This window comes from Mixta hanseatica, assembly GCF_023517775.1.
GTDB lineage: Bacteria > Pseudomonadota > Gammaproteobacteria > Enterobacterales > Enterobacteriaceae > Mixta > Mixta hanseatica.
Genome location: NZ_CP082904.1, coordinates 3,007,875 through 3,026,279 on the forward strand (window position 1 = coordinate 3,007,875; position 18,405 = coordinate 3,026,279).

Annotated in this window: 21 protein-coding genes and 1 tRNA gene; 8 read left to right on the forward strand and 14 right to left on the reverse strand. The window is 53.6% G+C overall.

All coding sequences use genetic code 11. The features are described 5' to 3' along the window. From ccmD to ccmA, 4 genes are read right to left on the reverse strand one after another with little or no spacing between them, the layout of a single operon-like run. A complete protein-coding gene (ccmD, locus tag K6958_RS14295) occupies positions 1-228 on the reverse strand; it encodes a heme exporter protein CcmD (protein ID WP_249891759.1) in 228 nt (75 codons plus the stop codon). Continuing rightward, positions 225-968 carry a heme ABC transporter permease gene (locus K6958_RS14300; protein WP_249891760.1) on the reverse strand — a complete coding sequence of 248 codons (744 nt, stop codon included), beginning with the start codon at positions 966-968 and terminating at the stop codon, positions 225-227. Before K6958_RS14300 ends, ccmD begins: the two co-directional genes overlap by 4 nt. A gap of 41 nt (positions 969-1,009) precedes the next feature. Continuing rightward, complete coding sequence (gene ccmB, locus K6958_RS14305; RefSeq protein WP_249891761.1) at positions 1,010-1,669, reverse strand: heme exporter protein CcmB; 660 nt, start codon at positions 1,667-1,669, stop codon at positions 1,010-1,012. Further along, positions 1,669-2,286, reverse strand: coding sequence for a cytochrome c biogenesis heme-transporting ATPase CcmA (gene ccmA, locus K6958_RS14310; protein WP_249891762.1), 618 nt, complete (start codon positions 2,284-2,286; stop codon positions 1,669-1,671). Before ccmA ends, ccmB begins: the two co-directional genes overlap by 1 nt. Positions 2,287-2,527: 241 nt before the next feature. On the opposite strand from ccmA, the gene K6958_RS14315 reads away from it, so the two are divergent. Then, positions 2,528-3,439, forward strand: a complete 912-nt coding sequence (locus K6958_RS14315; RefSeq protein ID WP_249891763.1) for a formate/nitrite transporter family protein — start codon at positions 2,528-2,530, stop codon at positions 3,437-3,439. 96 nt (positions 3,440-3,535) lie between these two features. Beyond that, positions 3,536-3,610: transfer RNA gene (locus tag K6958_RS14320), tRNA-Arg, on the forward strand. A 566-nt stretch (positions 3,611-4,176) separates the two neighbouring features. On the opposite strand, the gene K6958_RS14325 is transcribed toward K6958_RS14320, so the two are convergent. Beyond that, positions 4,177-4,428, reverse strand: coding sequence for a hypothetical protein (locus K6958_RS14325; RefSeq protein WP_249891764.1), 252 nt, complete (start codon positions 4,426-4,428; stop codon positions 4,177-4,179). Between the two features lie 153 nt (positions 4,429-4,581). Between K6958_RS14325 and K6958_RS14330 the strand changes: the two genes are divergently transcribed. Continuing rightward, complete coding sequence (locus K6958_RS14330) at positions 4,582-4,887, forward strand: hypothetical protein (RefSeq protein ID WP_249891765.1); 306 nt, start codon at positions 4,582-4,584, stop codon at positions 4,885-4,887. A 265-nt stretch (positions 4,888-5,152) separates the two neighbouring features. Then, positions 5,153-6,385, forward strand: coding sequence for an L-lactate MFS transporter (locus tag K6958_RS14335; protein WP_249891766.1), 1,233 nt, complete (start codon positions 5,153-5,155; stop codon positions 6,383-6,385). Positions 6,386-6,460: 75 nt separating this feature from the next. Here the strand turns inward: K6958_RS14335 and K6958_RS14340 are convergent, their stop codons facing one another. The 4 genes from K6958_RS14340 to licT all read right to left on the reverse strand — a co-directional run bounded on the left by K6958_RS14340 (position 6,461) and on the right by licT (position 11,742). Continuing rightward, on the reverse strand, positions 6,461-7,333 hold the full coding sequence (locus K6958_RS14340; protein WP_249891767.1) for an SMP-30/gluconolactonase/LRE family protein: 873 nt from the start codon (positions 7,331-7,333) through the stop codon (positions 6,461-6,463). 82 nt (positions 7,334-7,415) lie between these two features. Beyond that, the gene (locus K6958_RS14345; RefSeq protein ID WP_249891768.1) at positions 7,416-8,810 is read right to left on the reverse strand and encodes a glycoside hydrolase family 1 protein; all 1,395 of its coding nucleotides are present in this window, start codon (positions 8,808-8,810) and stop codon (positions 7,416-7,418) included. After that, the gene (gene bglF, locus K6958_RS14350; protein ID WP_249891769.1) at positions 8,807-10,765 is read right to left on the reverse strand and encodes a PTS beta-glucoside transporter subunit IIABC; all 1,959 of its coding nucleotides are present in this window, start codon (positions 10,763-10,765) and stop codon (positions 8,807-8,809) included. Before bglF ends, K6958_RS14345 begins: the two co-directional genes overlap by 4 nt. 128 nt (positions 10,766-10,893) lie before the next feature. Next, complete coding sequence (licT, locus tag K6958_RS14355) at positions 10,894-11,742, reverse strand: BglG family transcription antiterminator LicT (protein ID WP_249891770.1); 849 nt, start codon at positions 11,740-11,742, stop codon at positions 10,894-10,896. Between the two features lie 135 nt (positions 11,743-11,877). Here licT and K6958_RS14360 point away from each other — a divergent pair, with 135 nt between their 5' ends. Beyond that, entirely contained in the window at positions 11,878-12,138 is a 261-nt protein-coding gene (locus K6958_RS14360; RefSeq protein WP_249891771.1) for a hypothetical protein, read from the forward strand. A 313-nt stretch (positions 12,139-12,451) separates the two neighbouring features. Here K6958_RS14360 and K6958_RS21150 read toward each other — a convergent pair whose 3' ends face one another. From K6958_RS21150 to K6958_RS14380, 5 genes are all read right to left on the reverse strand, one after another. Continuing rightward, positions 12,452-12,583 carry a hypothetical protein gene (locus K6958_RS21150; protein ID WP_256470551.1) on the reverse strand — a complete coding sequence of 44 codons (132 nt, stop codon included), beginning with the start codon at positions 12,581-12,583 and terminating at the stop codon, positions 12,452-12,454. A gap of 93 nt (positions 12,584-12,676) precedes the next feature. Further along, entirely contained in the window at positions 12,677-12,958 is a 282-nt protein-coding gene (locus K6958_RS14365) for a putative periplasmic lipoprotein (protein WP_249891772.1), read from the reverse strand. Between the two features lie 252 nt (positions 12,959-13,210). Beyond that, on the reverse strand, positions 13,211-14,023 hold the full coding sequence (locus tag K6958_RS14370) for a hypothetical protein (protein WP_249891773.1): 813 nt from the start codon (positions 14,021-14,023) through the stop codon (positions 13,211-13,213). A 15-nt stretch (positions 14,024-14,038) separates the two neighbouring features. Further along, positions 14,039-14,491: a universal stress protein gene (locus tag K6958_RS14375; protein ID WP_249891774.1), complete on the reverse strand. Its 453-nt coding sequence runs from the start codon at positions 14,489-14,491 to the stop codon at positions 14,039-14,041. Between the two features lie 12 nt (positions 14,492-14,503). After that, positions 14,504-15,286: an IclR family transcriptional regulator gene (locus K6958_RS14380; RefSeq protein WP_249891775.1), complete on the reverse strand. Its 783-nt coding sequence runs from the start codon at positions 15,284-15,286 to the stop codon at positions 14,504-14,506. A gap of 170 nt (positions 15,287-15,456) precedes the next feature. On the opposite strand from K6958_RS14380, the gene K6958_RS14385 reads away from it, so the two are divergent. The 3 genes from K6958_RS14385 (at position 15,457) to ypdK (ending at position 18,375) form a co-directional block, all read left to right on the forward strand. Beyond that, positions 15,457-17,064 (forward strand): MFS transporter, encoded by a 1,608-nt coding sequence (locus tag K6958_RS14385; RefSeq protein ID WP_249891776.1) that lies wholly within the window; start codon positions 15,457-15,459, stop codon positions 17,062-17,064. A gap of 2 nt (positions 17,065-17,066) precedes the next feature. Beyond that, on the forward strand, positions 17,067-18,095 hold the full coding sequence (locus K6958_RS14390; RefSeq protein WP_249891777.1) for an HlyD family secretion protein: 1,029 nt from the start codon (positions 17,067-17,069) through the stop codon (positions 18,093-18,095). A 208-nt stretch (positions 18,096-18,303) separates the two neighbouring features. Further along, positions 18,304-18,375: a membrane protein YpdK gene (gene ypdK, locus K6958_RS14395; RefSeq protein WP_103061073.1), complete on the forward strand. Its 72-nt coding sequence runs from the start codon at positions 18,304-18,306 to the stop codon at positions 18,373-18,375. Positions 18,376-18,405: the final 30 nt, after the last annotated feature.

Genomic DNA, 18,405 nt, shown 5'->3' on the forward strand with positions numbered 1-18,405 from the left:
TTACTCTCCTGCCGCTTCGCTGGCGGCCTGCTTCATTTTTGCCGCCCTGATGCGACGTTCACGCGCCTGATATTGCCGCACGCTTTTTAACAGCCGGCGGCGCTGCCATACGGTATGCCCCACCAGCACCGCCAGCGCCAGCAGCGTAAAGCTCACCGCCAGCCAGACATAAAAGCCGTAGCCGCCCATCGCCAAAAAATCTTGCCAGGAAGAAAATGCAGGCATCATGCGCAACGCCCTCCTTTATTCACCAGCGCGGCGACCCAGGGACGATGTCGCTCGGTCAATAAGATTAAATTGCGCAGCCGCATCAGCGTCAGGGTAATAAACAGCATCAGATAACCGATAATCGCCCAGCGCAGCGGTACGCGCATCTCTGGCGCAATCGCCTGCTGTAGCATGCCGGAAGATCCCTGGTGCAGGGTATTCCACCATTGCACGGAGAAATGAATAATGGGGATATTCACCACCCCCACCAGGATCAAGATACTGGCGGCGCGCCCGGCGAGACGCCGATCGTCAAAGGCGTTATACAAGGCGATCACGCCCATATAGAGGAACAGCAGCACCAGTTCGGAGGTTAAGCGCGCATCCCATATCCACCAGGTGCCCCACATCGGTTTACCCCAGGCCGATCCGGTGATTAGGGCAATAAAGGTGAAAATAGCACCAACCGGCGCCATGGCGGCTGCGGCTAAATCAGCCATTTTCATCTGCCATACCAGGCCGGTAAACGCGGCCACGGCCATAGCGCTGTAAATGCCCATCGACCAGATCGCGGCGGGAACATGGATATAGATAATGCGATAGCTCTCTCCCTGCTGATAATCGGCCGGCGCGAAACCAAAGCCCCAACCCCAGCCGATCAATAGCGTCACGGCTGCCAGCAGTGCGAATCCCGGCACCAGGCGGCCGCTAAACTGATAAAGCCGGTCGGGCTTTGCCAGCTGATGTATCCATTTCCACATTGTTATTGCTCACGGTAAAAATATAAATCGATAGCCTTGTCTTAATGCAGGCTGATACGTAACGCTGCCGCCGTAGCAAACGGCGCCAGAGAGAGACTGGCCGCCAGCATAGCGCCTAAAATCGCCAGATAACCGCCCACAGGCAACCCCATGATGGCGGCATCAATAGCGGCGCTGGCGAAAATTAACACCGGTACCGCCAACGGTAATACCAGCAGGCTAAGTAGCACCCCGCCGCGACGCAGGCCAACGGTTAACGCCACGCCGATCGCTCCCAACAGGCTAAGCACTGGCGTACCCAGTAGTAACGTCAGCGCCAGCGCACGCCAGCCATTGAAATTTAGCGACAGCAGCAGCGCGGCCAGCGGCGAGAGCAGCAGTAGCGGCAAGCCGGTGATCAGCCAGTGCGCGATAATCTTTCCCAGTACCGTCACTGGCAGCGGTGTCGGCAACAGCAGCAACTGTTCCAGCGAGCCGTCGTTAAAGTCATCGCGGAACAGCCGCTCCAGCGCCAGCAGCGATGAGAGCAACGCGGCCACCCACACTACGCCCGGCGCGATACGCGCCAGCAACTGCGGCTCTGGCCCAATACCCAACGGGAACAGCGTAATCACAATCAAAAAGAACCACAGCGGATTAAGCATTTCTGCCCCGCTGCGAAAGGCAATGCGCAGCTCGCGGCTTATCACGCGCCCTAGCATCAGATGCGTTCTCCTGCCGTCAGGCTAATTTTTCTCAGCGGCCAGACGGCGGCAGGCAGTGGCTGATGCGTCGTCAGAATCACCATGCCGCCCTGTTGCGCATGCCGCACAAATAGCGCCATCAGTTTTTCAACGCCATTAACATCAATAGCCGTCAGCGGTTCATCTAAAATCCACACCGGTGCCTGGCTTAACCACAGCCGCGCCAGCGCAACGCGCCGCTGCTGACCGGCAGAGAGCTGCGCGACTGCTACCTCTTCAAAGCCGAGCAGATCGACTGCTTCAAGCGCGGCGAAACGCTGCTCGTCATCATATTCGGCATGATAGAAGGTAAGGTTTTCCAGCGGTGACATAATGCTTTTCACGCCCGGCTGATGTCCGAGGAATAACAGGTTGCGGTGCCATCGCTCGCGCTGCCGCTGCAGGCGTTCGCCCTGCCAACGCACTTCGCCATGTTCCGCGCTGCTCAGTCCAGCCAGTAAACGTAACAGCGAGGTTTTCCCGGCGCCATTGGGCCCTTCAATCTGCACGATATCACCGCGATTCACAGTAAAATTAAGCTCGCTAAACAGAACACGGTCATCGCGAATGCAGGTCAGATTGTCGACTTCCAACATAAAGGAATCGTTCGCGCTATTGAATCGGGCCGCGATAATAACATAAGTCAGTATTACCCCGAAGACTGTGCTTACGCTTAGAAAGCGTTGATATGGCTAAATAAGCGACAGAACCACGCCTTTTTGCTGAAAAAAAACGCGATATTAAAGCTTTGTTACTTTTATTCTAAAATTAACTCACATTTTACTTACCCGAAAACTGGCTACGCTTAATTCACTATTTAATAACGCTGGGGGAACTATGACGTCACAACAAAAACATGATGAACCGGAAGTGGAAAGCGAAGAAAAAGATCACGGGGAAGAGATCGAAGTTGATGAAGAGCAACTGCCCTCACGCGCGGCGGCGATCCATGAGCAGATACGTCAGGATGGTGAAAAAGAGCTGGAGCGCGACAGCGTTGCGCTGTTGTGGTCGGCGATCGCCGCCGGGCTTTCGATGGGCGCTTCGTTAATGGCGAAAGGTATTTTTCAGGTGCATCTGGGTGATACGCCAGGCGCCTTTTTACTGGAAAATCTGGGCTATACCTTCGGCTTCATTATCGTGATCATGGCACGCCAGCAGCTGTTTACGGAAAACACCGTGACCGCCGTGCTGCCAGTGATGCACAAACCGAGCGGCAGCAATTTTCTGCTGCTGCTGCGTCTTTGGATCATGGTGCTGCTGGGGAACTTGATAGGCACCGGTTTAGCAGCATTGGCGTTTACCCATATGCCGATTTTTGATGACGCCACGCGCCTCGCCTTTACACATATCAGTGAAAAAGTGATGGAGAACTCGCCTGCAGAGATGTTTGCTAACGCTATTATTGCCGGCTGGATTATCGCCACCATGGTCTGGATGTTCCCTTCTGCCGGCGCCGCCAAGATCCTGGTGATTATTTTGATGACCTGGCTGGTGGCGTTAGGCGATTTATCACATATCGTGGTGGGCTCGGTAGAGGTCTGGTATCTGGTGTTTACCGGCGCGCTGCCGTGGCAGGAGTTTATCTGGCCCTTCGCCTTGCCGACGCTGGCGGGCAATATTATTGGCGGCACCTTTATTTTTGCGCTGATCAGCCATGCGCAGATCCGCAACGATATGAGCACCGAGAAGAAAGCGCAGGCGAAAGCGGAACAGAAAAAGCGTGAGCAGCAGCAGGAAAAACGCTGAAAAACCAGCGTAAATGAGTAAGTTGCTGACAGAATAAGCAGTCAGGCGGGTAAGTGGTTAATCTGGTGAAGAAATTGCGCTATACTGCCCGCCGCTGTCCCCTTAGTTAAATGGATATAACGAGCCCCTCCTAAGGGCTAGTTGTAGGTTCGATTCCTGCAGGGGACGCCATTTCACCGTGTATCACTGTCCGTTAAGTTTTCTTGCTACCAGCCCTGGGCTGCCGACATATCATCGAGCGTATCTGTTCGCCATTGCTTATCCCTCTTTTTATAGCCAGACAGGAAATAAAGCTGTTATCACCGACACGTTAGAATGGCGGTACCGGGAAGCGCAGAAAGTTATTGTCAGGGGGTTTATTAAAAGAAACTTTTAGACTCTCAGGGCGCCTCTGAATAATGATACGAATATGTCCCACCCTGGCCATAAGAATGGCAATCTTCCCATCAGCCTGATTTTATTAATATGAAAGTTACCGTTGGTAAAGAGGCGTTGCCATGATTCTGCTCAGAGAGTAAATTTTTTGCAGTGGATTCGCGTCCTGACAAGGAGGCTATTAAAAATAGCCTTTGCGAAGAAATTCTCGACAAAAAAGAATTTTTATACCGGATTTAATCAGCGTTAACAGGCGAGTACCGTTAATAAAATTCAGACGGTAGAAATGCAATAAACATTCGGCAGTCGTGTTAATTTTAACCGGCAAACCTATGGCAGGCATCCCTGCCTGCCGGTCTGGTTTAACGCGCCTGACGAAAAGCGCTCAGGTTAACCACCTGATGGGGCTGGTTTATCGCTTTCCTTGCCAGCCAGTAAAGTAGCACTCGGTCATCATCGCCTTCGCTATCTGCCATGGAAAGCAGCTTCAACGAGAGGGTCGATTTGTTCAATGGTTGACTGGCGTCACTCAGTTCAATAACAGCACGACCGATAAGACAACAGACTTCGTCCTCTTTCTCTTTGGTAGTGGATTCATATGCTCGGTCTTTCATATTTCCTCCTGTTATGTAAAAACTAAGTCTGGCACAAAAAATAGTTTCTTGTGTAAACCTTTCCATTAGTGAAATATATTGCAACGCTTATTGTCTTTTGCTTGCGATTTGTCGCTAAAATAGCAAGAAAAGCGATGGTTTGGAGGAAATTTGATGCGGTTTATTGGCTTTCTAACCTTACTGTTAAGCCTGTTATTCGGTGCGATCGCAACATCGAATGCAGACCCATTGACGCACTCTAATCCGATGACAGACTGCCTTAATAATCATATTTTGCCGCAACTGGGCAGCAATGCGCAGCCTGAAGAAATCGTTAATCATGCTTTCATTTTGTGCAAGCCGTTTGTGGATAGCTGGTTGGTTTCTTATCCCGATCCGCGTCGCCAACAGCTGGAGCGGGCGCTACGCCAGTTTTATCTGGATCGGCTTAGCGCTGCACGAAACCGCTCGGCCAGATAAATCGGTGATGATTGCGACAAGAGCACTATTGCATTAATATCCTTTACTTGTTTAGCGAAAAATTGACAAAACATTCACCTGCAACCCCAGCTTTTAACTTTTTTGTTGCTCTAACCGTACGGTTATCTCTGTAATGCAATGTCATTCATGCCCGCATACAGGCAGTTTATTCCCTGCCTGTGGCGACTCACGGCAATTCCGCGCGGAATAAAACGCATCGGCTCTATTATCAGGCTAATTCAGGCATTCCCTCAGGGAGAAGATAATGAGCAGAACACACCTCTCATCTGTTCCAAATTCCGTTCGCTGGTTAACGTTACTCGGCACGATTATCACCCAGTTCGCGCTCGGCTCGGTTTATACCTGGAGCCTGTTCAACGGGCAACTGTCGCAAAAGCTGGATGCGCCAGTGAGTCAGGTCGCCTTCTCTTTTGGCTTACTGAGCCTCGGGCTGGCGCTGTCATCATCGGTAGCCGGAAAGCTGCAGGAACGTTTTGGCGTGCGCAATGTCGCTATCGGTGCTGGCCTGCTGTTGGCATTAGGCTTTTATCTCACCGCGCAGGCTAATTCCCTGTTGATGCTGTGGCTGAGCGCAGGCGTACTGGTGGGTCTGGCGGATGGCGCGGGTTATCTGATGACGTTATCTAACTGCGTTAAATGGTTCCCGGAACGCAAAGGCGTGATCTCCGCCTGCGCCATTGGCGCTTACGGGTTGGGCAGCCTTGGTTTTAAATTTATCTGCAGCAGCCTGCTGGCGCATTTCAGCCTGGAAAATACCTTTTTAATCTGGGGCGCGCTGGCTATGAGCATGGTGATTCTGGGGGCGCTGCTCATGAAGGATGCGCCGCAGCAGCCGCCGTCTCGCAACAATAACGGCGAAGCTGCCGTGCGCGATTACAGCCTGGCGGAATCGATGCGTATGCCGCAGTACTGGATGCTGGCGTTGATGTTTTTAACCGCCTGTATGAGCGGACTGTATGTGATTGGCGTCGCGAAAGATATTGGCGAGGGGATGGTTCATCTCAGCACGCAAACCGCCGCCAATGCGGTAACCATCATCGCTATTGCTAACCTGAGCGGTCGCCTGATTTTAGGCGTGCTGTCAGATAAAATGGCCCGCATCCGGGTGATTACGCTGGCGCAGTTGGTTTCACTGGCTGGCATGGCTATTTTGCTGTTTACCCAGATGAATGAAACCACCTTCTTTATTTCCGTTGCCTGTATCGCCTTTAGCTTCGGCGGCACCATTACCGTTTATCCTTCCCTGGTCAGTGATTTCTTTGGCCTGAATAATCTGACCAAGAACTACGGGGTCATTTACCTGGGCTTTGGTATCGGCAGCGTGCTGGGCTCGCTTATCGCCTCACTGTTTGGCGGCTTTACCGTGACGTTCAGTCTGATTATGACCCTGCTGGTTATCTCGCTGGTGATGTCGTTAATCATCCGCATGCCGCACCGGCCGCGCAGCATGCAGCAGCAGGTGTTGCAGCGCAGTTAAGCTCTCTGCCGGGCACAATCATGCCGCCCGGCACATTTCCGCTTCCGGACGCGTCGCCAGGCCGTCCGGATAATGTTAACCAAACAGTGGCTCAGGCTGACCCGCAACCGGCATCCTCACCGCAAAAACGCTGCCTGACCATGGATATTGCGCCAGTTCTTCCGCGGTACGGTTTTCACGGCTGGATGTGATATAGAGCGTTTTCAAATCATCGCCGCCAAAGGCGACCATCGTCGGCCAGCGTACCGGCAGAGGAATTTCATCAACGATCTCCGCCGTGTTCGGATCGATGCGTACAATGCGCCCACCATCAAACAGCGCCGACCAGTAAAAACCCTCCGCATCTACCGCTGCGCCATCCGGCATCAACCCATCGTTAAAACGTCGAAAGAGTTCGCGCTTACCGTTCTCACCGGTTTCAGGATCGAGCGGATAGCGCCAGATAACGTGGTTTGGCGTATCGCTGTGGTAAATCCAGCGACCGTCGGGAGAAAAGGCCAGGCCGTTAGAGATCTGAATATCTTCATCAATAACGTGCAGCTGTAAATCTTTATCGAGACGACAAAGCTTAGCCCCGTTACGATCCTGCGGTTCCCACAGGCTGCCGCACCAGAAACGACCATGGGGATCGACGCGCCCGTCGTTAAAGCGGCTTTTACTGGCTTCGCCGGGGTTATCGGCCACTTTACGTTCTGGTTTTCCCTGCGCGTCAATAAACCAGACGCCACTGCGCATCGCCGCTACCAGACCGCCTTCCCGACGCAGCCCGATGCAGCCTACCTCCTCCTGCTGAGGAAAAATCCGGTGTTCGCCGCTTTGCGGATCGAAGCGATGAATCGCCGGGGCCAGAATATCAACAAACCACAGCACCTGTTCTGCGGTTGACCACAGCGGGCATTCGCCCAGCTCGGCCTCTATGGGTAAAACGCGCTCCACCTGCCAGTTCATTACGGCTCCTTTTCGCTACGGGTTGAGTGCATAAACTGTAGCGGAAATTAGGGTGGTGCGGTTTACCCGCAAGGCAAAATAGTCACGGCTTCAGGCTGTCGCCCTGGGTGGCAATCACCCGTTGATACCAGAAAAAGCTTTTTTTGCGGCTGCGCGTCAGGCTGCCTGCGCCATCGTCATGGCGATCGACATAGATAAAGCCATAGCGCTTCGAAATTTCCGCTTTTGAGGCGCTGATAAGGTCGATCGGCCCCCAGCTGGTATAGCCCATGATTTCCACCCCATCTTTCAACGCCTCAGCTACCTGCAATAAATGATCGTTCAGATAGCTGATGCGATAGTCATCTTCAATCGTGCCGTCAGCCTGCGGACAATCTTTCGCTCCCAGACCATTTTCAACAATAAACAAGGGCTTCTGATAGCGATCCCACAGCATATTCAGCAGCGTGCGCAACCCAATGGGATCGATCTGCCAGCCCCACTCAGAGCTGGGCAGATGCGGATTCGGCACCATACTGAGCACATTGCCGCGCGCCTGCTGATTCAGCGCTTCGTCCGTAGTGACGCAGCCGCTCATATAGTAGCTGAACGAGATAAAATCGACCGTTTCACGCAGCGCTGCGCGATCCTCGTCGGTAATGTCCAGTTCGATGCCCTGCTCATGCAGCTGACGCAACATATAGCCCGGCCAGGCGCCGCGGCACTGCACATCGCCAAAAAATTGCCAGCTGCGATTCTGCTGTAGGGTTTCAAAAACATCCTCTGGCTTACAGGTCAGCGGATACATCAGGCCGCCCAGCAGCATATTGCCGATTCGCGCATCGGGAATGATTTCATGGCACGCCTTGACCGCCAGCGCGCTGGCGACCAACTGATGATGAATCGCCTGATAAATCGCCGCCTTGCTGCTGTCGCCCGGCAGGCCTACGCCGGTAAAAGGCGCGTGTAGCGACATATTGATCTCATTGAAAGTCAGCCACAGCTTCACTTTATGTTGATAGCGTTGGAAAACGGTGCGGGCATAGCGCAGGAAAAAGTTGATCAGCTGGCGATTTCCCCAGCCGCCATAGTTCTGCACCAGTCCCAGCGGCATTTCATAATGGGATAAGGTCACCATCGGCTGGATATGGTGTCGCGCCAGCTCATCAAACAGCCGGTCATAGTAAGCCAGCCCGGCCTCATTGGGCTGTGTTTCATCACCCTGCGGAAAGATGCGGCTCCAGGCGATGGAGACGCGCAGGCAGCTAAATCCCATCTCGGCAAACAGGGCAATGTCCTGTGGATAACGATGATAAAAGTCGATGGCGATATCCTTTAAAGCGCTATCGCCTGCGGTGCGCTGCACAATTGGCCCAAAGATCCCCTGCGGCTGGACATCCGAAGTTGATAACCCTTTTCCGTCCTGCTGCCATGCGCCTTCCACCTGATTAGCAGCCACTGCGCCGCCCCATAAAAAATTATCCGGAAACCGTTTCATACTGACTCCTTTGTATTGCGTTGTACGCCAAGAAAAGGCGCGCCTGAAGGGATAAGTTCGTTATTGGCCAGCGTAACAACCGCAGCATAATCTTCGCTGTTGCTGATAATCACAGGCGTGGTGAGATCGAAACCGGCATCTTTGATCGCCTGACGATCGAACTCGATCAACAGATCGCCCGGCTGGATGGTGTCGCCCGGCTTTACGTGGGCGGTAAAGTGCTGCCCGTTCAGTTTAACGGTATCAATGCCGACATGAATTAAGAGTTCTATGCCGCTATGGCTCAGCAGGCCGATAGCGTGACGGGTTGCAAACAGCGAGGCGACTTCGCCGTGAAACGGCGCCAGCACGTAATTATCATGCGGCACAATCGCTGCGCCAGCGCCCAGCAACCCGCTGGCAAAGGTGGTATCCGCCACCTTTTCCAGCGCTAACAGTTGCCCGCTTAGCGGAGCAAGCAGCGTATCGGCGTTGTCAATGACGGCAGGCGCTAAAGGTGCGATATCAGCACGATGAGACGCGGCGGAATCAGGCAGCGCGGCGACGTTTTTAACGGCTTCTGCCGCGTTCTTCGCGGTGCTGTTTGTTCGCGCTGGCAGACCGGCAATCAGCGTTAATATACAGCCAACCAGCAGCGCCAACAGCGAGCCCAGGCTTGCGCCCCAAACGCTCATATCAATCCCGGCCGGCGGAATAAACTGCGCCAGACTGAAAATACTGGCCAGGCCGAAAGAGTAAGCGCTGACGCCGCAAAAGCCGGTAATGGCGCCGCCCAGCGCGCCGCCGATACAGCCAAAAATAAAAGGACGACGATTCGGCAGCGTCACGCCATAGACTGCCGGTTCGGTAATGCCGAAAACGCCCGCGGTAGCGCCTGAGCCCGCCAGTACCTTTAGCTGCGCATCATGGGTACGCAGCATCACGCCCATGCTGGCTCCTACCTGCCCCATCACCGCCGGCAATACCAACGGCAGCAACGTGTCCTGTCCCAGCACCGCCAGGTTATTCATCATCAAAGGCACCAGTCCCCAGTGCAGGCCGAACATGACGCAAACCTGCCAGATGCCGCCAATCACCAGGCCAGCCAGCCAGGGCGCTAAGGCGTAAATCGCCTGATAGCCGTGAGCCAGTCCCTGACTTAGCCAGGTTGCCGCCGGGCCAATCAGCAGGAAGGTCAGCGGCACGGTGATCATCAAACAGATCAGCGGCGTAAAGAAATTTTTGATCACCGCCGGCAAAACTTTACCGCACTGCTTTTCCAGCCAGCAGCTTATCCACGCGGCAAAAATAATTGGAATGACTGATGAGCTGTAATTAAGGAAGGTAACTGGCATTCCAAGAAAAGCGACAGAAGAGGCATCGGTCTGGGTGCTAAGCTGAAACGCCTGAATCATCAGCGGATGGGTAAGCGCGCCGCCAATGGTCAGGGTAAGAAACGGGCTGCCGCCAAATTTCTTGCCTGCGGTATAGCCTAATACCAGTGGAAAGAAATAAAACAGCGCGTCGCTGGCGGCATACCAGATTTGATAAGTTCCACTGGCCGGGCTTAGCCAGCCGCATGCCACGCTGAGCGCCAACAAGCCTTTCAGGATGCCGGAGCCCGCCATGACCCCAAGGAACGGCGTAAAAATGGCGGAAATAATATCGATAAGGCGATTAAAAACGTTGCCTGGCTTTTCCGCTGTTGCCGCCTCGGCAGCCTCTTCATCAGGGCCATTTTGCCGGCAGATTTCCTGATAAACGTCATGTACGTGGTTGCCGATCACTACCTGAAACTGACCGCCGCTCACCACCACCATGATAATGCCGGGATGCGCTTTAAGTCTCTCGCTCTGCGCCAGAGTCTGATCTTTTAATTTAAACCGTAGACGGGTAGCGCAGTGCATCACGTTGATAATATTGTCGCGCCCGCCTACCTCATTAATAATTTCCCTGGCTAACTGTTGATACGACATATTCAATCCTTTTATAACGGCTGCCCGGCGGCAGCATAGAGATGAAAAAAAACCTGAAGGCAGGCCTGCTTAATGCGGCCCATCTTCAGGTTTTGCCTGCCGTAGCAGTAACAATCCGGATTATGTAATTAGTGCGCTACCGACTGCTGGCTCTCTTTGCGCACGCGTTCAATATGGATAGCGAGAAACATTTTTTCTTCGTTAGTTAACGCACTCAGATACTGGCGCGCTAAATGCTGTTCAATCTTTTCCGCGCAGCGCCATGCCTGCGGATAATTGTCCTTAATAGAGAGATAGAGCTTCTCTTCATCATCCGCCACCGCGCAACGTCCCAGCATGCGTTGCGCGAAAAATTTCAGATGCGTAGTAAAGCGCTGATAGCTAAGCGATTGCCGATCGTACTCAAGACGTAGCTGATATTTAACAATATGCAGAATCTCCTGCATCACGCGGGTAATATGCATAACTTCTGGCATTTCGCCGTTAAGCTGAGCATTAACCAGGTGCAGCGCGATAAATCCCGCTTCATCTTCCGGCAACATTACGCCAAGCCGCTGATGAATAATAGCCAGCGCCTCCAGGCCAAGGCTAAACTCTTTAGGATAGAGTTGCTTAATTTCCCACAGTAGCGCGTTAGGTAACAGAATATTGTCTTTATGACGCACAAGCGCAAAATGGCAGTGATCGATAAGCGCGATACAGGCATTTTCCTGCAGCTTACCGAGCCGCTGGCGCGCCAGTTCGGTAATACGATCGCAGGCGGTTAACACCTCTGGCGGAATTTGACTTAACAGTTCGGTTAATCGCGTCACCAACGCATCATTTTGCTGCGCGAAAATTTTTTCGATTTTGTTATCGTCAACCTTGTCGCCGACGCGCTTCTGGAAACCCAGACCGCGTCCCATGATCACCTGTTCGCACTGATGTTCATCCACAACCACCACGACGTTGTTATTAAGCACCTTGGCGATTTTCATGCGTCCCTCAAAAACAAAAAAACCCGATCTCCGGCACAGGCCAGAGCATCAGGTTTTGCCTGCGTATGCAGTAACAATTCAGCGGGTCAACTCTAACAGTTTTGCTCGTTTGCTCAATACGTTATTGATAAAAACGTGATAAAGATCGCCAGCGGCGTACTGCGGTTATTTGACGGCGTACGCCAGGCTGCAATTTTAAAGTGCCATAGTAGCGTACACCGCGCCAAATTTGGCTTTAATTCCTCTTTAGCCTGGGAGCGGGTATTTGACTTATTATTCACGCCTCGCAGCCGTTATTTGCTGTATATTTATCCAGATATTATTCTGGCAGTGCGCGATAACGCCTGGCAGGCCGCCTTAATATTTTCATTATCATCTGCGCAGCGCAGAAAATAATTGAATTTTGCAAAAAAACCGGCGCGATATGCGCTAACAACCTGGACGGCAAATGAGAATGAGAATATAAATTAGGTTACCTTTAGGAAAATTCTTGCTATTATTGCGTTCCATTCAGTCCATTCCTATATTTTTACCCGGCCCTTTTCATCTACCCTTAATTTCGTTGAAATATTTGCAAATATTTAATTATTAAACTCTACATTAGTACCCTTATTCCTTCACTTTTAGCTTTTATAGTGAGCTTCATTAAGGGCATTAAGAGAGTTCAGTATGCGAATAATGATAAAAAGTGCTTCTGTTCTGGCGATTGTCAGTATGCTAAGCGGGTGTATAATTGCTCACGATCGCGGGCCAGGCTGGCATCACGATAACGGCCATCATAACGGCTGGCGCCATCATCATCATCATGGATGGTAATATGGATTCTAAACAGGTAGGTCACAGCAACATACCTGGCGGGCAAAGCCTGCACACAGCAATATAATAAAAAATGAGTCAGAAAAAGTTGGGCGAGAATATTCTCGCCCTTTTCTTTTTAGCTTTTTATCGCGAAATTACATTGATACCAGGCGGTGGCGAGTCCGGGAATATTGCTATCCTGCGGTGGTAATGCTTCAACCAAATCAAAGCCCTGGGCCTGGCAATAATTGGCCACATCAAGCCTCAACGCATCTTTATCCACTTTCTGCGGGTGATAACGATACTGCACCGTATGTGAAACAGGATCTTCATCTACTCGTTCGAAAGCGCCTGGTTTGCTGGCCGTACAGCCCGCTAATAAAAACAGCGCTAAAACGCCGTAAAATTTACTCTTCATCTCTCTTCCTTATGCTGGTGCGGCATCTTAACAGGCAGTAACACAGGCACAATCGGAATGACGCTTAAAGCACGCTATTCGATTGATGGTTTTACCAATTGAATCGATTCAATTTAACGTTTAGTGCTATTGCTGGTTAAGTGCCATTATCTTTTCAGACGCCATGATGTCTGTGCCACACACCAGGTTTTGTATTATAACTAACAATAAGTTAACTGCTTATGCCCGCTAAATGCGGGCTTTTTTTGTCGTTTATCCGACGTTGGCGCTAAGCATCATACGCAAAACGTTGGCCGCTTGCGTGGGAGGAAGTGCGAGAATGGCGCGATAAAGATCAATGGTCATGTCACACATTTTTTGCCGATTCACATGCGCGTCAGAGGGCGCATTAAGCCAGTGTAGATCGTCGCCCCAGGAGGCATACAGCTGCTGCACAATACGGTTTAAATCTTGATGCGCAGCGGGAACATCAACCGTTCTATCCGCGCCGGTGCTCTGCTGTAGCAGTTGCTCTATCGCTTCCCTATCCTGCTGTATCAAATTTTCGGGTAACACCCTGTTTAAATTAACGCCGCCGTTAACCTGCGGAAAAAGAAAGCGAAAGCAGAGCTGTATATCACGGGCGCGCAGGCTTTCTATTTGCTTTAGCGATACGGTGATATAGCGGTTGATGGCGTTATCGTCGGCGCGGCCAATACGCTGATTGAGCAGATCGGTCAGCATGGCGCGTAAATGGCCGATAGCCAGAGGGGGACTGACGCCGGCACGCAGCTGCGCCGACAGCTCAGCGTTTAACTGATGCCATAGCGCCGGCTCCTGCTGCTGTAAAATACGATAGCCGGGTAAACGCGCCAGCTGCTGCTGCGTCGCATCAATTTCTGCCTGCAGGCGGGCTTCCGGTAATATAACGTAACGGTAACCAAGCCAGCCGGCAAAAATAAGCCCGGCCAGGATAGCCAACAACAACGTCCCTCGTCCGGAAAGCCGCTGCCGTCGATATAATCCGGCTAATGCCGCTAACAGCACCGCCAGCAGCAGAGCGCTGAGAAAAAGAGAATGCTGCAACTTTTATTCCTGTCGCTACTGCGCGCGTACGTCCACCAGTACCGGACAATGGGCGCGCTCAATGACCGCAGCGCTGACGGAACCTTTTAGTAGTCGATTAAACGGTGAAAGATGGCGACGCCCCATGATAATCATTTGAGCATCCAGCGCGTCGGCCTGCGCCACAATGGTTTCCGCCGATTCGCCCGCTACCACGCGCCCACGCGCGGCGATGCCCGCACCCAATAGCTGGGCCAGCGCATGACGAATCACCAACTCTGCGGTGTTTTGCTCATCCAGCGCGGCGCCGAAATCCGCAGGATCTTCGCCAGCAGTAATATCCAGCGGTTCACCGCAGGTGGCGTAGGCTGGATCGATGCAGCACAGTACCATCACCTGCGCTTTTAACGCCCGCGCCTGCTCTGTTGCCAGGGAGACGACTTTACGTGAGTGCTCCGAGTTATCTATTGCGACCAGTAAGGTTGTCATTCTGTTTATTCCTCAGTCATGCGCCAGATGTTTACCAATTTCACGCGTCATCGCTTCCTTACATCTTAGTATTTCATGGCGATAGAGCGCTTCATTCTTATGAAAGCGCGCCGCCGGCACCAGTAGCGAAACGGCAAAGCGTCCCAGTAAGGTATCCAGCGCGACGCCCATCGTCGAGATCCCTTCCAGGGTTTCACCACGATCGAAAGAGACGCCGGTCTGGCGGATCTCTTTTAACTGCCGCAGCAGTTCCGGCAGCGTTTTAATGGTGTTTTCGGTAATGGCGTCCCAGGATTCGCCCACCAGCGCCCGAACATCGTCATCGCTTTCCAGTGCCAACAACGCCCGCCCGCCCGAGGTGCTGAACAGCGGCAGGTTAAGCCCCATTCTCGGCACGACGCGCAGCTCTCGATCGGCGACAATAAAATGCACGATCGCCAGTTGAGTACCGCTGGCGCGGGCCAGCGAAACGGTTTCTCCGGTCGCGTCGCTCAGCGCCTGCAACGAAGGGCGTGCAACTTCCACCACGTCGGTATGAACGCTGGAGATCAAACGCAGCAGCGCGGGCCCAAGGCGCACGCCGCCTGCGCCATGACTACGCACCATTTGGGTCGCATCCAGCGCCGCCACAATACGCTGCACCGTTGAGCGCGGTAAATCTACCGCCTGAGCAATTTCACCCAGGCTCATACCGCCCGGCTGTTCGCCTAAAGCGTTAAGGATTTTCGCTGCGCGTGCAATCACCTGGATGCCGCCCGTTTTCTCATCATCGCGATGATACGGTTTTTCAGACATGAACATGCTGTTCTCTTTCCATGAAGGGCGCCGATACTGTAGCGCGTTTGATAGCACTTTCCTACCCTGTATCACATTGCAATACATTTAATCACAATGTAAGATGCGCCCTCGCTGTATCGCATCACAATACACCACACCATAATAAAAAACGCTATGGAGTACCTGCTATGAACGGTCAGCCTGCCGCTGCACCGGCTCCCCATCCTTTTACCCTGCGTCTGGCGCTGGGGCTGGTCGGGGTGCTGATTGCTGCCCTCGCTTCCGGGCTTAACGATCGCGTCACCGATATTGCGCTGGCCGATATTCGCGCCGCGCTGGGTATCAGTCACGATCAGGGAAGCTGGCTAATTGCTGGCTACCAGGCGGCGGAAGTCGCCGCGATGATGATTGCGCCCTGGTTTGCCGTCACGCTATCGCTGCGTCGCTTTGCGCTTGGCGTAGCGTTCGGCTTTGGCCTGGTGGCGGCGCTGCTGCCTTTTGTTACCCACTATCCGTTATTCCTGGCGCTGCGTGTACTGCAGGGAATATTTGGCGGAGCGCTGCCGCCACTGCTGATGACGGTCGCCCTGCGCTTTCTGCCGCCACCGCTAAAGCTTTACGGGCTGAGCGCCTACGCGTTAACCGCAACTTTTGGTCCGAATATGGCCGCCACGCTGGCTGCCTTCTGGACCGACAGCGTGGGCTGGGCCTTTGTCTTTTGGCAAGTCATTCCGGCGATGCTGGTCGCCATATTGCTGATTGGCTGGGGTATTCCGCAAGATCCTACGCGCTTTGAGCGTTTTCGGCAGATGGATTTGTTTGGCATGCTAACCGGCTGCAGCGGTATTGCGCTGCTGATTTTAGTGTTAAATCACGGGGAACGCCTCGACTGGCTGGCTTCCCCCCTGATCGGCGCGATGCTGCTGGCGAGCGTAGCGCTGCTGGTGACCTTCTTTATTAATGAATGGTTTCATCCGCTACCGCTGTTTCGCCTGCAAATGCTGGCGCGTCCCAACCTGACGCACGGTTTACTGACGCTGGCGGGCGTGCTGCTGGTGGCCCTTTCCGGCTCGGCGCTGCCTTCGGCTTACTTTTCCCAGGTGGAAGGTTTCCGTACCGCGCAGTTCGCCCCGTTGGCGTTGATGATCGGCGTGCCGCAGCTGTTGATCGCGCCTTTTATCGCCATGCTGCTTAATCTGCGCTGGATTGACTGTCGCTGGGTGCTTTCCTGCGGCGCCCTGCTGCTGGCCGGATCTTGCCTGATGGGTTCGCAGCTCACCAGCGACTGGGCGCGCCAGAACTTTTGGCTGATTCAGGTCATGCAGGCTTTTGGCCAGCCGATGATGATTTTGCCGGTGCTGATGAGCGCGACGTCGGTGGTCATGCCGCCGGAAGGCCCGTTTGCTTCGGCGATGTTCAATACCGTGCGCGGTTTTTCCAGCGTGGCGGCCGGGACGCTGGTGGAGTGGTTTATCAGCCACCGCGAGCAGTTTCATTCGCACATATTACTGGACGGCGCTGCCAGCCGTAGCTGGCTGTTGCGGGCCGGTTCGGCCAGCGAAGCAAGTAGCAGCGCGCCGTTACTGCCGGACGGCAGCATCAGCTCGACGGAAAACATCGCGCATTTTTCTACGTTGGTTAAGCATCAGGCGCAGATATTAAGCATCAGCGACAGCTATCTGTTGCTGATCGCTTTTGCCCTGCTGCTGATCCTGCTTACCGCCTGGCTGCCGAAGCGTGTCTGGCCGCCGCAAACGCTATTACAACAACCTGTTACCACAAAACCGGGAACTTAACGATGTCTTTAACTCCTGCTAAACGCACCGGCCTGCTGGCGGTGCTGTTGATTGCCTTACTGGCTATCGCCTTCTTTATCTGGTCCAGCATGACGCGGGCCGACTATCGCACCGATGACGCCTGGGTCACCGCGGACTATACGCTGGTTGCGCCGAAAATCTCAGGCTACATCAGCCAGGTGAAGGTGCGTGATAACCAGCAGGTAAAAGCGGGCGAACTGCTCGCTACGCTGGATGACCGCGACTACCGCGTGGCCCTGGAGAGCGCCAGAGCGAACCTGCAATTAAGCGAAGCGAAGCTTGCCAGCATTATCGCCCAGCGTGAGCAGCAGCAGGCGGTAATTGCGCAACATAAAGCAGCGGTTAACGCCAGCCAGGCGACATTAAGCTATGCCGGGCAAAATGCCGAACGCTATCGCCGTCTGTTGCAAAGCGGCACCGCCACCGCCGACGAACAGCAAAAGGCCAGCTCCACTATGCGTTCCGCCGCAGCGCAGGTTGAGCAAAACCGCGCCGCGGTGCTGGCAGCGGAAAAAGAGACCGCTATTTTACTGGCCAGCCAGAAACAGGCTGAAGCAGATATCGCCGCAGCGCAGGCGGCGGTCGATCAGGCGCAGCTGAATCTTTCTTATACGCGCATTGTGGCGCCGGTAAGCGGGATGGTAGGTCAGCGCGCGCTGCGCCAGGGCGCGTATGTCTCTGCCGGCAGCCGCCTGCTGGCGCTGGTGCCGCTGGAGCAAAGCTATATTGTCGCCAACTATCTGGAAACCCAGTTGGATAAGGTTCAGCCCGGCCAGGCGGTAGAGATTACCGTTGATGCGCTGCCCGGCCAGCATTTTCGCGGTCGCGTTGACAGCATAGCCCCCGCTACCGGCGCAACCTTTTCCGCGATTGCCGCGGATAACGCCACGGGTAATTTTACCAAGGTGGTACAGCGTTTGCCGGTCAAAATCGTGCTGGATGCCGATCAGCCGAATCTGGCGCATCTGCGCGTGGGCATGTCAGTCATTCCGGAGATTAAAGTGAAGTAATGGCCGCTGTCTTCGGGCTGCGGCTCGGAGCATGCCTATTTATTTTGTGATCGAATCCGCGTAAATTAGCGCGCGATCCCGTTCTGAGTTATTCAGGACTCACCGGAGCACAGGCGTCGCACTAAAAAAAGTATGCCTTGTTCTTATTCTGTTCGCGTTATGCAGGCCGGGGATCGCCACCGACATAACCGCTCAGAGGAGTTGTCAGGTGAAATACGCGTTGATGGGAATCTCTTTTTTCCTGTTAGTCTGGGTTGGCACCTTTATGCTAATGCTGTAAGCGTGCGAAATAGGGGCGACGCCATGCGTC

What these genes read in the sequence shown, in the direction of transcription:
- K6958_RS14330 (WP_249891765.1), top strand. Translation starts at nt 4,582, where the DNA reads ATGCGGTTTATTGGCTTTCTAACCTTACTGTTAAGCCTGTTATTCGGT.
- ccmA (WP_249891762.1), bottom strand. Translation starts at nt 2,286, where the DNA reads ATGTTGGAAGTCGACAATCTGACCTGCATTCGCGATGACCGTGTTCTG.
- licT (WP_249891770.1), bottom strand. Translation starts at nt 11,742, where the DNA reads ATGAAAATCGCCAAGGTGCTTAATAACAACGTCGTGGTGGTTGTGGAT.
- K6958_RS14325 (WP_249891764.1), bottom strand. Translation starts at nt 4,428, where the DNA reads ATGAAAGACCGAGCATATGAATCCACTACCAAAGAGAAAGAGGACGAA.
- K6958_RS14375 (WP_249891774.1), bottom strand. Translation starts at nt 14,491, where the DNA reads ATGACAACCTTACTGGTCGCAATAGATAACTCGGAGCACTCACGTAAA.
- K6958_RS14390 (WP_249891777.1), top strand. Translation starts at nt 17,067, where the DNA reads ATGTCTTTAACTCCTGCTAAACGCACCGGCCTGCTGGCGGTGCTGTTG.
- bglF (WP_249891769.1), bottom strand. Translation starts at nt 10,765, where the DNA reads ATGTCGTATCAACAGTTAGCCAGGGAAATTATTAATGAGGTAGGCGGG.
- K6958_RS14315 (WP_249891763.1), top strand. Translation starts at nt 2,528, where the DNA reads ATGACGTCACAACAAAAACATGATGAACCGGAAGTGGAAAGCGAAGAA.
- K6958_RS14300 (WP_249891760.1), bottom strand. Translation starts at nt 968, where the DNA reads ATGTGGAAATGGATACATCAGCTGGCAAAGCCCGACCGGCTTTATCAG.
- K6958_RS14385 (WP_249891776.1), top strand. Translation starts at nt 15,457, where the DNA reads ATGAACGGTCAGCCTGCCGCTGCACCGGCTCCCCATCCTTTTACCCTG.
- K6958_RS14340 (WP_249891767.1), bottom strand. Translation starts at nt 7,333, where the DNA reads ATGAACTGGCAGGTGGAGCGCGTTTTACCCATAGAGGCCGAGCTGGGC.
- K6958_RS14380 (WP_249891775.1), bottom strand. Translation starts at nt 15,286, where the DNA reads ATGTCTGAAAAACCGTATCATCGCGATGATGAGAAAACGGGCGGCATC.
- ccmB (WP_249891761.1), bottom strand. Translation starts at nt 1,669, where the DNA reads ATGCTAGGGCGCGTGATAAGCCGCGAGCTGCGCATTGCCTTTCGCAGC.
- K6958_RS14365 (WP_249891772.1), bottom strand. Translation starts at nt 12,958, where the DNA reads ATGAAGAGTAAATTTTACGGCGTTTTAGCGCTGTTTTTATTAGCGGGC.
- K6958_RS14335 (WP_249891766.1), top strand. Translation starts at nt 5,153, where the DNA reads ATGAGCAGAACACACCTCTCATCTGTTCCAAATTCCGTTCGCTGGTTA.
- ccmD (WP_249891759.1), bottom strand. Translation starts at nt 228, where the DNA reads ATGATGCCTGCATTTTCTTCCTGGCAAGATTTTTTGGCGATGGGCGGC.
- K6958_RS14345 (WP_249891768.1), bottom strand. Translation starts at nt 8,810, where the DNA reads ATGAAACGGTTTCCGGATAATTTTTTATGGGGCGGCGCAGTGGCTGCT.